Consider the following 14,539-nt stretch of genomic DNA (forward strand, 5'->3'; position numbering starts at 1 on the left):
TCAATTCGCCGGCTTTAGCTTTATAGTCTTAAGATCGACGAGACCAGTCGTGTCCGCGGGGACCTTGAACTCGAACGCCGTCGGCCCCGCACCAAGCTCGACGCGGTAATCGACTGCCGGGCGCAGGTTCTGGATCGCGAACCGCCCGACCGAATTGGTGAAGAAGGGCAAGGGTTCCTTGTCCTTGCCGTCCTTGGCGATCACCCGCCCGCCCGCCAGCGATACCGGCGAGCCGTCGGGGAAGGTTAGCACGCCGGCGGCACTCACGAACGCGTCGGTGCCGACCCTGAGCGTGTAGCCGCTGTGATAGCGCGGATTGACGCGCGCGACGCCGGGCCCGGTATCGTAGCCGAGCGGCGGATTCTCGACGTCGTACTGGATCGGCTGGTTGACGTAGCTATTGAGATAGCCGTTGACCGCCGCACCGAACGTGCCGCTCTTGCTCATATAGTCGTTGCTGACCAGCGACTGGCCGGCAACGACGCTGTGGCCCTTCAGGTTCTTGTGCGGGTAGAGCAAGGCGAAGCTGTCGTTGACGCGGCGGCCCACGCCGACCACGCCGTCTGCAAACGCGATCGACGTGCCGACGCGCACCGACGAGACGTTGACCTCGCCGATCCGGCCGATGTTCGGACCATAGCTGGCATGCGTCACCGTCGCGTCGAAGCGATTGGCGATATAATCGACGAAGCCCTGCCCTGCGACGGTGCGGTCGTCGCGCGTTGCGACCGCGCCATAGCCGATGCTGCCGATCTGATTCGACGAAGCGTGGAGATAGGAGAGCGAGCTGTTGTCGGTGCTGCTCTCGTGCCGTGCTTCGAAGCGGTCGCGGAAATTGGGCTGGTAGACCAGGGCGATGTTGAAGCCGAGGCCGCGGCCGCGGCCTATCGCGCTGTCGAACTTCGAATATTCGACCCCGGCGCGGACGCTGAAGCGGCGGTCGAAATAATAATTGCCCGACGCGCCGATGCGGTAGCTGTCGTTGCGGTTGCGGCTCTTGAGGTAGCTCGCGCTGATCAGCGCCGAGAAGCGCTGGCTGATCTGTCGCGTATATTGGCCGTTGACCGAGAACGAGCTGCTATTGTCCGCAAGTGGCGAGGACAGATAAGCATAATGCCGCGACAGATAGTCCGCGCGGATGCTTGCCGAATCGACGAGTCCGCCGCGATCGATCAGCTGGTCGAACCCGACGCCCCCCGAAAAACCCTTGCCGACGTCGCGCGAATTGCTGACGCCGCCGTCCAGCAGCAGCCGCGAACCGCCGCCGAGCACGAACTGGGTCTGGCCGGTTAGCGTCTGGACGCGCGCGCTCGCCTGCACGCCGATGCCGATCGCCGGCGCATCGACAAACGCCTTGCGGAAGAAACCCGAGAAGGCGACCGGGCCGTTATACACCGGCGAGCGGCCGAAATTGTTGCTCGTCGGGCCGATATAGGCGGCATATTCGAAGTCGCCGGGTACCAGGTCGATCGGATCGAGATACTGGCTGTAGTTGATCGACTGGATCGCGCCCGAATTGTCGCGAACTTCGATCTGGACGTCGTTGCTGCCCGCAAGCAGCGGCAGCGAGCTGAAGTCGTACGATCCCGCATCGAGCCGCAGCTCGCGATACAGCACGCCGTTGCGCAGGATGCGCACGCTCGCGTCGCGCTGGAGCACCAGCTGGCGGTTGCCCTGTAGCACCGACGAGCGATACGGATCGAAGCGCTGGCGCTGACGGCTGACGCCGACGCCGCCCATCTGGACGAAACCCTGCTGGCCGCGAACCTCGGGCGTGAGGTCGCCGAGATACCAGCGCCGATACGCGGTCGGCTCGTCATAGACGAAGCGCGCATAGTTGCGGTCGAAGCGATAGCTATCGCCGGCGAAGCCCTGCGTGCCGAACTGGCCATCGGCTTCGAGCACGACACCCCCATAGCGCAGCGCCGTGTTGAGCGCGACCGAGGGCGGGCCGTTGTTACCGCCGCGCCAGGCATGCGCATAGAAGGCGTTGATGTTGAGGAAGGCGGAGAAGTCCGCAGGTTGCAGGTCGATTGTCTCGTCGCCGGGCGTGGGCGGTGCGAACAGCTGCTGGAGCGAGCGCCGCGACGGATCGATCGTCAGCACCACCACCGCCAGGCTCGACGGATCATATTCGAACGAGATGCCCAGCGGCTTCAGATCGTCCGATTCGATCCGGTCCTTGCCCGGCGACGCGGCGAGCAACTGCGCGCGCGCCTCCTCGTTGAGCAGCCCCGCGATCAGCGTCTCGAACGGCTTGCGCTCGACGAGCAGCCGATCGTCGAAGGTCAGCCGGATCGGCATGTCGCCCAGCGAGCGCTGCTTGAACAGCAGCGGCACGGTGAGGTCCATGTCGCGGTCATAGGGGTTGATGTCGGGCCGGCCATGCTTGCCGATCGGCAGCCCCGCCGTGCCGGTCTGGCCGACCATGGGCAGTGCGTCGATGTCGGGCTTGGCGCCGCCGGGCAGCGGCACCGAGCCCGATTGCTGCGGCGGGGTCGGCGACGGGCTGGGCAGCGGGACGGTCGTCTGCGGCGCGGGCGCTGGCTGCGTGCGCGGCAGCGGCACGGAAACCTGCGCCGCGGCGGTTCCGCTGGTCAGGCAGAACCACGCCGTGGCGCCGAGCAGCCGGCTGCGGCTCACTGCAGGAACTTGACGGTGATCGGGCCGGGCCCGAACGCGCGGGCGAGCGGCAGCTGGAAGGTGCGCACGCCCCCCCCGCCCTGGATGTACCCGCTGCCGACGACGCGGCTGAGCTCTTCCTGGCTGACCAGGATCCGCAGCGGCTTGCCGTCGGTGCCCTTGCCCTCGAAGCCCCATTTCAGCGCCGACATCATCGCGTGGCGCCGACCGCTATTCTTCATCGTGACTTCGACGCCGGGCACCTTGGGCGGCAACGGATCGCCCTGTTTCGCCGCGGGCGGCTGATAGTCGATCGTCTTGACCGAGGTCGTCTCGACATTGGGCTTGGCGCCGGGCGGGGCGACAACGACCAGCGCCTTCATGTGATAAACCACCTGCACCTGCGCCGATTGCGCGCCGGCGCCCGGATCGACGGGCACGGGGAGCTGGTTGACCGAGAGATAATAAGCCTGCGAGGTCGGAATATCGGCGGCGCCCACCCATTGCAGGCGCACGACCTGGCGCGCGCCCTGGGGGAGCATGCCCTGCGGCGGGAAGACGATGAAATCGGCATCAGCCGGGGTTTCGGTCGGGACACCGCTCTCGTCGAAGTTGAGGCGCGTGATCCGCGTCTCGAACGGCAGGCGGCCGGCATTGAGGTTCTGCACTTCCACGCGCGCGACAGCGTCGCTCCCCGTGGTGGTCATCTCGACGATCATCGGCGAGACGCGCATCGCATAAACCGAGACGCCGCCCACGACGAGCGCGGTCGCGACGATGGCCGAACCGATAGCGGTCCGCTGGAACTTGCTGAACACTGGCGAGGCCCCCACCCCTAATGCTTCGCCCGAAATACGGGCGAATCGATACGCAATACTCGAAAGGGGGAGGATTGTCTCCTCCCCCTTCCTTTAGTCAGGCATACTGCCGGACCGCTGGATCAGAGAGCCTTGAGCTCGACGGTCAGCGTGTCCGAGTAGTTGCCGGCGACCAGCGCCTTGCTGGGCGCGGGCGCCAGGATGGTCAGCGTCATGTCCGAGCGCCATGCACCGCCGGTCCAGACCTTCTGCGCGTCGCCTGCAGCGGCAACGACGTTCTGGGTCGAGCCCGAAGCACCGGCCGAGGTGTTGGTGGTCGCTTCGAAGGTCGCGGTGGCCGAGTACGGGATGTTCGCCTGGAACTCGTCCGAGTCATAGCCGCCAGCAGCCGCATTGACGAGGCCGAGCTGGTTCTTCTTCAGCGTGACGGTGTTGTTGAAGTTGCAGCCCGCGGTGGTCGAGTTCACGACGGCGCTGGCCGACGACATCATGTCGAACGCGCTGTTGACGTTGGTGTTCGAGTTCGTGTTCACGCCAATCGTGCCGAAGTCGAGCGTGTGCGCGGTGCTGCTGCCGCCATAGTAGGAGCAGTCCTTGCTCACCGAACCCTTGATCAGCCAGGTGTTGGTGACGGTCGGCGACGCGGCCTGCGAGTTGCCGTCGTTCAGGCCCCACTGGCTGTAACCGACGCCGCCGCTGAGGACGAGGCCAACGGCGTAGCCGAGGGTCGTCGAGTGGCTCGTTGTGCCGCCGATGATGCCCGGCGTCTGACCCGAGAAGGCGATGTCGTCAGCCTGAGCGACGCCAGCGGTCGAGAGCAGCGCAACAGCGGCTGCCGAGAGAAGCTTCTTCATGTGCAATTCCCCACTTGGTTTCGGCGCCTCCCGACGTTGTTGCCGAGTCGATCGCCGATAGTTGACGTTTAACAAGTATTGGCAAACATTCAACAATTATCTGTTTGCATTAACCACCATTATTCCAACGTCGGAACAGCAATGGCAAGTTTCGATCAATACTGAACGGGTCCAGTATCAACCGGATTGCGACCCTTTACTTGGGTAGTCGTTATTATTTATTTCAGTTGGGAGCGATAGTTATCTCGATTACTTCCCCGTACTGACCGGCAAGCAGGCCAGCCTCTTTGGTGACACTGCCAAGACTGAGCCGCAGCAGCAGCCCGTCCATCGCAATGCCATCCGCACTCGAGATGGTTTGCCCGCCGGTGAGCGAACGCCCCTCGAAAATCTTGGATATCATCTCGGTGGTCGGGCGGCGGACCGGCAGCTCGACGTCGAGGACGTAAGGAATCGAACCCGCATAGGGGCCCGAGCCGTTCGGCATTTCGGAATGGGCAAGCGCGCCGTTCTGCGCCTTGATCTGCATCTTGAACGGCACGTTGCAGTCGAGCGCCACTTTCACCGCTGCAGCCTTGCCCGGACGAGTCAGATCGCCGAAGTCAGCCGTGGGCATCGAACCCATCTGGCAGCGCTGGGCAATGCTACCCTGCACGGCGATGTCGACCGACTTCACATTGGAGATTTCCTGCGCGGCGGCAGGCGCGGCAAGCGCACCGCCGAGCAGCAGCGCGGCACCGGCCACAGCGAGGCGAACGCGCGCCGAGACCGAGGCCCGGGCGGCGGCGCTGTCCTGAGATGCCTGGAAATGTGCGCCCTGCGGCGCGCCCCCCGCTCTATACTCCGCCGCAGCGTCCGACATACCGATTCGGCGCGCACCATAGGTGCGCAACGATTCGTTTTGCGGACGGTGCGGGCGGCTCCCCCCGGAGCACATACCCTCAACTCCCCTCACCGATTAAACCTTTAATAGGGTCTTAACCTGCGACGAGTCGATGGATTTAAAGAGTTAATCCGTCCCGGAAGCGCACATCCGCAAATTTACGGAACGTAAACAACCGGTTATCTCTTAAATTTTTTGTAAGGAAATACCCGGTAACAGGCGGAGTCGACCGCTTCCGGCCGAATCGCCTGGAGCGACTCGGCAGCTCGTCGAGTCGCATCAACGCTTCACCGCAGGCAGCGGGCCATTTTGGAACGGCCTCTTTTCGCCCGGCGTTGATACATTCTTAGATCATTAACTCTGCGTATCAATCATATTTTCAATGGGACGTGAGATCAGGCCTGATCCAGCAGCAACGGGTGTTACGATGCCGATCAGATCTCTCCCCAAGTTCTCTGCCGTGCTTCTGCTGTTGTGCGGATCCGCCGCGGGCGCCGAAAACGTCGCCACGGGCACCTTGAACATTCGCCTGACCGTGCCGGTGGTGTGCAATGTCAGCCATCAAAGCGCGATCAGCCAGGCGGGCGCGGGCTATCGCCTGGGAGCGCTGCGCGAGTTCTGCAATTCACCGCGCGGCTATGCGCTGGTGGTCAACTATGCGCCGGGCTCGATGAAGGGCGCCGTCGTCGCGGTGGGCGAAGAGCGCGTCGTACTCGACGGCTCGGGCCGCGCGGTGATCAGCCAGGCCCAGGGGCCGCGCATCCGCGACCGTGAAGTCTTTGCCGAGCCCGGCGCCGCCGGCTTCGACACCGACCGTCTCGAATTCAACCTCGAAACCATCTAGCCATAGGCCGGGCCGGGCCCGACTGTCCCGGATTGAACCTGTCGCCGTTCCGGAAGCCGTTGCGCGGATTCCGGAACGGCCTCTATTTTGGGCGCATGGAAACGCCCGTCCAACCGAAGGATCTCACGGAGGTCGTCGATACGCTGATCGAGGCGCAGGCGCTGCTCGCTTCGTCGATCTATATCGACCTCGTCAATCTCGGGCTGATCGATGCCGACGCCGCCGCGCGCCGGCTCCACGCCTTGGGCGACATCGCCGCCAGCCCGCTCCAACGCCACCCGGACGTCGCCGCCGCGCTGGGCGACCGCATCCGCAGCTATGCCGATGGCCTCGCCCGGGCGGACCGCAGCGACAAGGCGCGGGCGCAGCTTCGCGTCGTAGGCGGCAGCCAGGCCTGAACCTCAGGCGCGCTGGCGCCCGGCCTCCCCGGCCTCTTCGCCCGGCGCCGCGCGGTTGCGACAATATTCGGGTTTGAGCGCCCAGCCCTGCCCGCGCACCGACTGGATGAAATCACGCCCGCCGCTTGCAAGCTTGAGCTTCTGCCGCAAATTGGAAACGAACACGTCGATAATCCCGATAGTCGCCTGCTCGCCATCGGCATAGAGCGCCTGGTGGAGCTGGCGGCGCGACACCGGCTGCGGCATCGCCTGCCAAAGCAGGTCGAGCACGCGCTTCTCCGATTCGGTAAGTCCGACCTGACGCCGGCCGACGCGATACTGGTTCTCCTCCTCGCGATAGACGAGCGAGTTGAAATAGTCGGCGCGCGCCTCGCGCGTCCGGCCGCCGCCCTGCTCAAGCGCGGAAAGGACAAGGCCGACCAGTTCGTCGCGATGCGAGTCGAGCACTGCCTGCAATGCCGGGGATTGGCCGCTTGTCGGCGCCTCCCCCAGCGCGGCCTCGGAGGCGCGCCGCACCAGATTCAGGGCGTCGTCCACCGTGCGCCGGCTCTCAACGAGCCGTGCCTCGCAATCGCGTAGCAGCCCGACGAGTGAGTCCTTACCGGCCGGCACGAAGATCGGACCTTAAGATGTTTGCGGACTGCCTCGTGGTTCTTTCAGCCATCGCCTCAGCGACGCCGAAGCTACTGGATGCCGCGATAGGCAGAACTGGGGCCATTTGAGTCACTGTAAGCCGTTACCCATCCGCAGATTTGAATGTTGGTCAACATTCGTTTCTTATAAGACACACTCTTCTATTATAGAGATATAATCAAGAGTGAAACAAATATCATTTTCCATAAACCTATAGTTAAATATTTAATAATCGGTTAATTTCTAATAAGACTTTGTTAGCAAATCTGTTGTGCTCCCGTGTGGATCGACGCCGGCCGCTCCCTTGCCCCGCCGGGCGTCCGGGCGTAGCTCCACCGCCATGACCGACTCCGCAAATGCGCTCGCCTATGTCGATGCCCATCTCGACGACAGCCTTGACCGCCTGTTCGCGCTGATGCGCGTGCCCTCGATCTCGACCGATCCGGCATATGCCGAGCAGTGCCTTGCCGCCGCGCAGGTGCTCACCGACGAGCTCGTCGCGCTCGGCTTCGAGGCCCGTGTCGCGCCGACGCCGGGGCACCCGATGGTCGTCGCGCATCACGATGGCGAAGGACCACATGTCCTCTTCTATGGCCATTACGACGTCCAGCCGGTCGATCCGCTCGAATTGTGGAAGCGCGACCCTTTCGACCCGGTGCTCGAGACCCGCGCCGACGGAAGCAAGGCGATCGTCGGCCGCGGCGCGTCGGATGACAAGGGCCAGCTGCGCACCTTCATCGAGGCATGCCGCGCGTGGAAGGACGTCGAGGGCCGGCTTCCCGTCCGCGTCACCATCTTGTTCGAAGGCGAAGAGGAATCGGGGTCGGAGAGCCTCGAGCCTTTTCTCCACGCCAATGCCGACGAACTCCGCGCCGAATTCGCGCTGATCTGCGACACCTCGATGTGGGATACCGCGACGCCGGGTCTGACCATCGGCCTGCGCGGCATGGCCGGCGGCCAGGTCACCGTGCGTGGCCCATCGCGCGATCTCCATTCGGGGATCTATGGCGGCCCGGCGCGCAATCCGATCCAGGTGCTGACGAACATCCTCGCCGACCTCAAGGATGCCGATGGCCATGTCACGCTGGCCGGCTTCTATGACAACGTGCATCCCTTGAGCGACGACGTCCAGGCAAGCTGGAACGCGCTCAATTTCGATTCGAAGCAGTTCCTCGGCGATATTGGGCTCAGCGTTCCCGCAGGCGAGAAGGGCGTCGGCGTGCTCGAGCAGAGCTGGGCGCGGCCAACTGCGGAGATCAACGGCATCTGGGGTGGCTATATCGGCGAAGGCTTCAAGACCGTGATTCCCGCCGAGGCGCATGCTAAGATCAGCTTCCGCCTCGTCGGAGGCCAGGATCCCGACCAGGTCTGGGCGGCGTTCGAGGACCATGTCCGCTCACGCCTGCCCGCGGACTGTTCGGCCGAGTTCAACGTCCGCGGGGGATCGAAGGCGATCAGCCTGGCGAGCGACAGCCCGCCGCTCGCCGCGACGCGTGCCGCGCTCGACGCCGAATGGGGCAAGTCGGCGCTACTCGCCAGCGGCGGATCGATCCCGGTAGTCAATTCGATCCGCTCGATCCTCGGCATGGACAGCGTGATGGTCGGCTTCGCGCTCAACGACGACAACATCCACTCGCCCAACGAGAAATACGATCTCAACAGCTTCCACAAGGGCATCCGTTCCTGGGTACGCATTTTGGGCAAGTTGGGCGAGATGGCGCCAGCCCAGAGCGCCGAAACCGCAGCCGCCTGAAGCGTTTGCGGAGTTGACAGGGGCCTGCTCCAAGCCGGATAGGCAGGAGCATGGTTCCCCTTTCGTTCGGCGGTCACGACTTCCAGGCGCTCGCCGAGGGCGCGCTTTACTGGCCCGCCCGGCGCGCGCTGCTTGTCGCCGACCTGCATTTCGAGAAGGGCAGCTGGTTCGCGAGCAAGGGCCAGATGCTGCCGCCCTATGATTCGCTGGCGACGCTCGCCGCACTGTCGGCGCTGGTCGATCGCACAACAGCAGCCGAGCTCTGGTGCCTGGGCGACAGCTTCCACGATTCGGCGGGCTGTGAACGCCTGCCCGCCGACGCGCGCGCGATGCTGACCGGCCTCACCACGCGGCTCGACTGGCACTGGATCACCGGCAACCACGATTCGCTGCTGGTCGACCATTGCGGCGGCACAATCGTCGAGGAAGCCGAGGTCGACGGGCTCGTGCTTCGCCACGAAGCCGAGCCCGAAGAAACCCGTCCCGAACTCTCGGGCCATTTCCATCCCAAGCTGCGGATCAACCTGCGCGGACGCCAGGTGGCGCGGCGCTGCTTTGTCGCCACCGCGACCAAGCTGATCCTCCCCGCCTTCGGCGCACTGACCGGCGGGCTCGACGCACATCACTCGGAGATCGTACGCGCCGTCGGCCGCGGCGCGGAAGCACTGGTTGCCCTCGAAGACCGGCTGCTACGCTTTCCGGTCGCCGCTTAGCCGCAGTGCGCCTCGCCCGAGCCGACCTTGTTTACCGTGCAATTGGCGCCGCCGCCCAAATCGGCATCGCCCGAACCGACGATCGACACCGATGCCGGACCCTTCACCGTACCCAGGACATTGCCGGATCCCGCAATCGAAACGTCGGCGCTAGACGCCGTGAGCTTGCGGGCGTTGATATTGCCCGAACCGGCGACAGACGCCGACAATTTCGATGCGCTGCCGGCGATATCGAGGTCGCCCGAGCCGGCGACCGACAATTCGGTCGCGTTGCCGCGCAGCTCGGCGACGCGGAGATTGCCCGAGCCCGAGACCGCGCCATCGAAATCGCCTTCTGCCCGGTCAACGGTCATGTTGCCCGACCCGCCCACTGCCGCGGCAGTCAGCCGTGGCATCACGACATGGACGCGCGCGCCGCGATCCTTGCCGAACCAGCCATCTTTCGAATCCTTGCGCCCGACGCGCAGCGTGCCGTCGATCACGCGGATGTCTAGCAGGTCCAGCACCTTCGAATCGCCCTCGGCGGTCACTGCGAAGCTCTTGCCCGTCGTGACGTCGACATCGTCCGATCCGCGCAGCTCGACGCCGGTGAATCCGCTCGCCGCAAAGCTGCGCGTCGAGCCGGTCCCGCTCGCCTGCGCGGCCTCGCCCTGCTTCTCCCAGTTCGACTGGCATGCCGCCAGCGGCAGCAACGCGATCATTAGCAGCATACGCATTCCCTTCTCCCAAACTGTGTATTGCATACACAATACACTAGAAGCCGGACAAGGAAAAGGGGCGGCGGTTGCCCACACGCCCCTTCGCCGTCCAGCGGTTCGTTCGCCCGATCAGGCGGGAACCTTGTCCTTGTTCCAGATCGCCGCAGCCTTGCGCAGGATGTCGAGGATCTTCTCGAGCGCGGTCGGCTCGTCGACCTCTTCCATCGCGGCGAGTTCGCGCGCGAGGCGCGATGCAGCCGCTTCGAAGATCTGGCGCTCGGAATAGCTCTGCTCGGGCTGGTCGTCGGCGCGGAACAGGTCGCGGACCACTTCGGCGATCGACACGAGGTCGCCCGAATTGATCTTCGCCTCATATTCCTGCGCGCGGCGCGACCACATGGTGCGCTTTACCTTGGGCTTGCCCTTGAGCGTCTCGAGCGCTTCCTTGAGCGTCTTGTCGCTCGACAGCTTGCGCATGCCGACGCTCTCGGCCTTGTTGGTGGGCACGCGGAGAGTCATCTTCTCCTTTTCGAAGCGCAGCACGTAGAGCTCGAGCTGCATGCCCGCAATTTCCTGTTTCTGCAGCTCGATCACACGGCCCACGCCGTGCTTGGGGTAAACGACATAATCGCCGACATCGAAGGACAGCGCCTTGGCAGCCATGTGCTAGAGACCTTTCCGTGAATAACCGGCCCCGAACGATTGCGGCGTCGACCCGGGCGCATTCTGCGCCGGGCTGGCGGTTCGGGACAACAACCTATGCTTCTCCGGGCGGAAGGGCGATTCATCGCCCCCGTCGCGATCCGTTTAACACGGTTGCAATAAAATTACCAGCCGCACGTCATCGGTGCAGCGCATTTATGTGCACTGCGGCAAAGATTCTGCCAAGCCGGTCTCCGCGGCGCGGCGCGGATCAGTTGCCGGTGCCGGGCTCGGGCGAGAAATACTTCTCGAACTTGCCTTCCTCGCCCTTCATCGCATCGGCGTCGGCCGGCGCATCGCCCTTCTGGGTAATGTTGGGCCATTGCTCCGAATAGGTGCGATTGAGTTCGAGCCACTTTTCGAGCCCATTCTCGGTATCGGGCAGGATCGCCTCGGCCGGGCATTCGGGCTCGCACACGCCGCAATCGATGCATTCGCTGGGATTGATGACGAGCATGTTCTCGCCCTCATAGAAACAGTCGACCGGACACACCTCGACGCAATCCATGTACTTGCACCGGATGCAGGCGTCGGTGACGACATAGGTCATGGCAGGTCGGCTCCCTCGAGCGGCAGGTAACGAAGTTGCGCCCCTGCTATGCCCCGGATTCTGCAACGTCAACGTTTCTGGGGGCTTGGGTTTCTAGCCGCGTATAAAGCTCCGCTGCCTCGGCGGGGGGCCCGCGGCGTTTGGGCAGCGCCTCGACACGGAGCGCGACGACCTTGCCGTAGAGCGGGAAGACGATGATCGATCCGACGCGCACCGGTGCTGCCGAGCGCTCGATCCGCCGGCCGTCGAGCCGGAGCGTGCCCTTCTCGGCGATCGCCTGCGCGGCGCTGCGCGTCTTGGCCAGTCGCGCGAACCACAGGAAGCGGTCGAGCCGGACGCTCGCGTCAGCCACTGCGCAGCCCCGCGAGCACGGCAAAGGCGTTGTCGGTCGGTGCCGCCTTGGGCTTGGCGGCCGGGGTGAGCCCCTGCCAGATCCAACGCGCGGCCTCGCCCTCGCGCGTCTTGGCAGTCTTGAAGCCGAGTTGCGCCATCAGCCGCGCCAGTGTCTCGGGCGTCAGGCCGATCGACGTCGCCAGCGCCGGATCGGGAGCGAAGGGCTTCCGTCCCTGCCGCGCATCGTGCGCCGCACGCGCGATCCGCTCGACCAGGTCGACGCGCACCGCCTGGCTCCCGAGCGGACGGAAGCCGTGGACGAGATCGGCGCCCGGCGCGCTGCGCGGCAAAACCGTCGCGCCCTCTAGCGGCGCCTCGGCCAGCCCCATCAACTCGCGCCGCCAGCGCGCCGCGACCGGCTTGAGCAGCGAAGGTGCGAACAGGTCGAGCGTGCCGATCGTGACTCCAATCGCGCGCAGCCGCTTCCGCGCGTCGGGATCGAGTCCCTCGACCAGTGCGGCGGCGGCGCGGCGCGGCAGCAATCCGCCGGCGTCGAGCAGCGCATTGGCGAGCGCCCGCAGCGGGCCACCGGCGTCGAGGTCGCGGGTTGCGGCATCGAGCTTGCCAAGCGCGGGGAGATGGCGCGCGACCTGCGCCGAAAACCACGCCTCGAGCCGCGCAAGCACGGCGCTGCGCGCTAACGGATCGAGCACATCGAGCGCCCGATCCAGTATGATCTTGGGTCGAACCAGATTTACCCCGGCCTGAAGCGTAGCGATCTGGGCGCCACGCCATTCTATCCTATTGTTCCCCGGCGAAGGCCGGGGCCCGGACTCAGCGTTGCTACTTTCAAGGCTGGACCCCGGCCTCCGCCGGGGAACAATAGTCAGTTCGTTATCAGCCGCGTTGATCAACGCTTCGCCGCGAGCGCGGAATTCCCCCGCCAGCCGCTTCTCCGCCGCCGCCAGCAACATCCTCTTGTCGTCGGCGCGTGCCTCCGCCTGTACGGTGAAGCGGAAGCCTTCGAGCCGCCCGAGCGGGTGCTCCTCGACGCTGACTTCGCCCTCGGGCCCGATCGTCACCGGCAGGTTCGAGGCGTCGGCGCCGATCTGGCGCAGCAGCACCGTCGTCCGCTTGTCGACGAAGCGCTGGGTCAGGCTGGCGTGGAGCGCGTCGGACAGCTTCTCCTCGATGGCGCGCGTGCGCTCGGCCCAGTGGATCGGATCCTGCAGCCAATCGGCGCGGTGGGCGATATAGGCCCAGCTCCGCGCCGCCGCGATCCGGCCTGCCAAGGTTTCGACATCGCCGCCCATATTGTCGAGCCGCGCGATCTCATCGGCGAACCATTGGTGGGGAACATGGCCGTTACCCTCGGACAAATGCCCGAACAATCGCCCGACGAAACGCGCATGCGGATCGACGCCGAGCTTGCGGAAATCGGGCAGCCCGCACGCCGCCCACAGCCGCGCGACCATCCGCGGCGACCGCACCCGCGAACGCACCCAATCCTCGTCGGCCAGCCGCTTGAGCACGGCAAGGTCGGTCGCCTGGGGCGCGGCGCGAAGCACCTCATGGTGCGGCTTGGCCTCGAGACTGGCAATCAGCGCATCCAGGCTGGCGAAATCGGGCCCGCCCTCGCGCCAATAGAGCCGCTCCAGCCGCGGCACCTGGTGCGTCTCGAGCGCAAGGACTTCTTCCAGGGTGAAGGCTCCGGGGCCCTCCTCGTGCAGCGTGCCGAACGTCCCGTCCTTCTGGTGCCGCCCGGCGCGGCCGGCGATCTGCGCCATCTCGGCAATGGTCAGCCGGCGCTGGCGCCGCCCGTCGAACTTGGAGAGCGAGGCGAAGGCGACATGGTTGACGTCCATGTTCAATCCCATGCCGATCGCATCGGTCGCGACGAGATAGTCGACTTCGCCGGCCTGGAACATCGCCACCTGCGCGTTGCGGGTGCGCGGGGAGAGCGCCCCCATCACCACCGCCGCGCCCCCGCGCAACCGCCGCAGCGCCTCGGCCACGGCATAGACTTCCTCGGCGCTGAACGCGACGATCGCCGAGCGCCGCGGCAGCCGCGAGAGCTTCTTCGCGCCGGCATAGCTCAGCGTCGAGAAGCGCGGCCGCCCGATGATCTCGGCATCGGGGACCAGCGCCTTGAGCATCGGCTTCAATGAATCCGACCCCAGGATCATCGTCTCGGCAAAGCCGCGCGCGCGCAGCAGCCGATCGGTGAACACGTGCCCGCGCTCGGGATCGGCGCCCAATTGCGCCTCGTCGAGCGCGACAAAAGCGACCTCGCGCTCCAACGGCATGCTCTCGGCAGTACACAGCAGCCACTTGGCCTTGGGCGGGAGGATTTTCTCCTCGCCGGTGATCAGGCCGACATTCTCGACGCCCTTGATCCGAACCACGCGGTCATAGACCTCGCGCGCCAGCAGCCGCAGCGGGAAGCCGATCATGCCGCTGGCATGGCCGCACATCCGCTCGACCGCGAGATGGGTCTTGCCGGTATTGGTAGGGCCGAGCACTGCGGTGACCGGCGAACGCGCAAACTGGCTCATGTCACTGGACAACATCGTTCCGAGTCAGCCCTTAAGCAACACCCCCTGATTGCAGAACTCCCTTAACCATGTTGGATTATAAGCGAATTCCAACCATAAACTCCCTTTATCTTGGCACCGGCACGGGTCGCCGCACGAGAGGGAACGGACGGGGCTGCTTAATTTGACTTTAACTGCTCGCCT

At 65.1% G+C, this 14,539-nt stretch carries 14 protein-coding genes; 4 read left to right on the top strand and 10 right to left on the bottom strand.

The window, feature by feature from the left end; translation table 11 throughout:
• From RZN05_RS15250 to RZN05_RS15265, 4 genes are all read right to left on the bottom strand, one after another.
• Entirely contained in the window at positions 1-2,643 is a 2,643-nt protein-coding gene (locus RZN05_RS15250) for a fimbria/pilus outer membrane usher protein (RefSeq protein ID WP_317227423.1), read from the bottom strand.
• On the bottom strand, positions 2,640-3,440 hold the full coding sequence (locus RZN05_RS15255) for a fimbria/pilus periplasmic chaperone (protein ID WP_317227424.1): 801 nt from the start codon (positions 3,438-3,440) through the stop codon (positions 2,640-2,642). The genes RZN05_RS15250 and RZN05_RS15255 overlap by 4 nt, the downstream gene beginning before the upstream one ends.
• Positions 3,441-3,562: 122 nt before the next feature.
• Entirely contained in the window at positions 3,563-4,294 is a 732-nt protein-coding gene (locus RZN05_RS15260) for a hypothetical protein (protein WP_317227425.1), read from the bottom strand.
• Between the two features lie 223 nt (positions 4,295-4,517).
• A complete protein-coding gene (locus RZN05_RS15265) occupies positions 4,518-5,156 on the bottom strand; it encodes a hypothetical protein (protein ID WP_317227426.1) in 639 nt (212 codons plus the stop codon).
• Between the two features lie 448 nt (positions 5,157-5,604).
• Between RZN05_RS15265 and RZN05_RS15270 the strand changes: the two genes are divergently transcribed.
• Both RZN05_RS15270 and RZN05_RS15275 read left to right on the top strand, forming a co-directional pair.
• Positions 5,605-6,021 (top strand): hypothetical protein, encoded by a 417-nt coding sequence (locus RZN05_RS15270; RefSeq protein ID WP_317227427.1) that lies wholly within the window; start codon positions 5,605-5,607, stop codon positions 6,019-6,021.
• Positions 6,022-6,116: 95 nt separating this feature from the next.
• On the top strand, positions 6,117-6,419 hold the full coding sequence (locus RZN05_RS15275) for a hypothetical protein (RefSeq protein ID WP_317227428.1): 303 nt from the start codon (positions 6,117-6,119) through the stop codon (positions 6,417-6,419).
• A gap of 3 nt (positions 6,420-6,422) precedes the next feature.
• Here RZN05_RS15275 and RZN05_RS15280 read toward each other — a convergent pair whose 3' ends face one another.
• Positions 6,423-6,956, bottom strand: a complete 534-nt coding sequence (locus RZN05_RS15280) for a helix-turn-helix domain-containing protein (protein ID WP_317227429.1) — start codon at positions 6,954-6,956, stop codon at positions 6,423-6,425.
• 436 nt (positions 6,957-7,392) lie between these two features.
• Between RZN05_RS15280 and RZN05_RS15285 the strand changes: the two genes are divergently transcribed.
• Entirely contained in the window at positions 7,393-8,805 is a 1,413-nt protein-coding gene (locus RZN05_RS15285; RefSeq protein ID WP_317227430.1) for a M20/M25/M40 family metallo-hydrolase, read from the top strand.
• 50 nt (positions 8,806-8,855) lie between these two features.
• Positions 8,856-9,518 (top strand): ligase-associated DNA damage response endonuclease PdeM, encoded by a 663-nt coding sequence (gene pdeM, locus RZN05_RS15290; RefSeq protein WP_317227431.1) that lies wholly within the window; start codon positions 8,856-8,858, stop codon positions 9,516-9,518.
• Here the strand turns inward: pdeM and RZN05_RS15295 are convergent.
• From RZN05_RS15295 to RZN05_RS15315, 5 genes are all read right to left on the bottom strand, one after another.
• Positions 9,515-10,234: a head GIN domain-containing protein gene (locus RZN05_RS15295; protein WP_317227432.1), complete on the bottom strand. Its 720-nt coding sequence runs from the start codon at positions 10,232-10,234 to the stop codon at positions 9,515-9,517. The genes pdeM and RZN05_RS15295 overlap by 4 nt on opposite strands.
• Before the next feature lie 111 nt (positions 10,235-10,345).
• Positions 10,346-10,879, bottom strand: coding sequence for a CarD family transcriptional regulator (locus RZN05_RS15300; protein ID WP_317227433.1), 534 nt, complete (start codon positions 10,877-10,879; stop codon positions 10,346-10,348).
• Positions 10,880-11,129: 250 nt separating this feature from the next.
• Entirely contained in the window at positions 11,130-11,468 is a 339-nt protein-coding gene (gene fdxA / locus RZN05_RS15305) for a ferredoxin FdxA (RefSeq protein WP_317227434.1), read from the bottom strand.
• A 46-nt stretch (positions 11,469-11,514) separates the two neighbouring features.
• Positions 11,515-11,820: a S4 domain-containing protein gene (locus RZN05_RS15310; RefSeq protein WP_317227435.1), complete on the bottom strand. Its 306-nt coding sequence runs from the start codon at positions 11,818-11,820 to the stop codon at positions 11,515-11,517.
• Positions 11,813-14,356, bottom strand: a complete 2,544-nt coding sequence (locus RZN05_RS15315) for a helicase-related protein (RefSeq protein WP_317227436.1) — start codon at positions 14,354-14,356, stop codon at positions 11,813-11,815. The genes RZN05_RS15310 and RZN05_RS15315 overlap by 8 nt, the downstream gene beginning before the upstream one ends.
• Positions 14,357-14,539 lie beyond the last annotated feature (183 nt).

The sequence above is a fragment of the Sphingomonas sp. HF-S4 genome (assembly GCF_032911445.1).
GTDB classification, from domain to species: domain Bacteria; phylum Pseudomonadota; class Alphaproteobacteria; order Sphingomonadales; family Sphingomonadaceae; genus Sphingomonas; species Sphingomonas agrestis.

Coding starts and splice junctions, on each gene's coding strand:
- RZN05_RS15270 (WP_317227427.1), top strand. CDS start 5,605: ATGCCGATCAGATCTCTCCCCAAGTTCTCTGCCGTGCTTCTGCTGTTG.
- RZN05_RS15300 (WP_317227433.1), bottom strand. CDS start 10,879: ATGGCTGCCAAGGCGCTGTCCTTCGATGTCGGCGATTATGTCGTTTAC.
- RZN05_RS15260 (WP_317227425.1), bottom strand. CDS start 4,294: ATGAAGAAGCTTCTCTCGGCAGCCGCTGTTGCGCTGCTCTCGACCGCT.
- RZN05_RS15295 (WP_317227432.1), bottom strand. CDS start 10,234: ATGCGTATGCTGCTAATGATCGCGTTGCTGCCGCTGGCGGCATGCCAG.
- RZN05_RS15285 (WP_317227430.1), top strand. CDS start 7,393: ATGACCGACTCCGCAAATGCGCTCGCCTATGTCGATGCCCATCTCGAC.
- RZN05_RS15315 (WP_317227436.1), bottom strand. CDS start 14,356: ATGAGCCAGTTTGCGCGTTCGCCGGTCACCGCAGTGCTCGGCCCTACC.
- pdeM (WP_317227431.1), top strand. CDS start 8,856: ATGGTTCCCCTTTCGTTCGGCGGTCACGACTTCCAGGCGCTCGCCGAG.
- RZN05_RS15275 (WP_317227428.1), top strand. CDS start 6,117: ATGGAAACGCCCGTCCAACCGAAGGATCTCACGGAGGTCGTCGATACG.
- RZN05_RS15265 (WP_317227426.1), bottom strand. CDS start 5,156: ATGTCGGACGCTGCGGCGGAGTATAGAGCGGGGGGCGCGCCGCAGGGC.
- fdxA (WP_317227434.1), bottom strand. CDS start 11,468: ATGACCTATGTCGTCACCGACGCCTGCATCCGGTGCAAGTACATGGAT.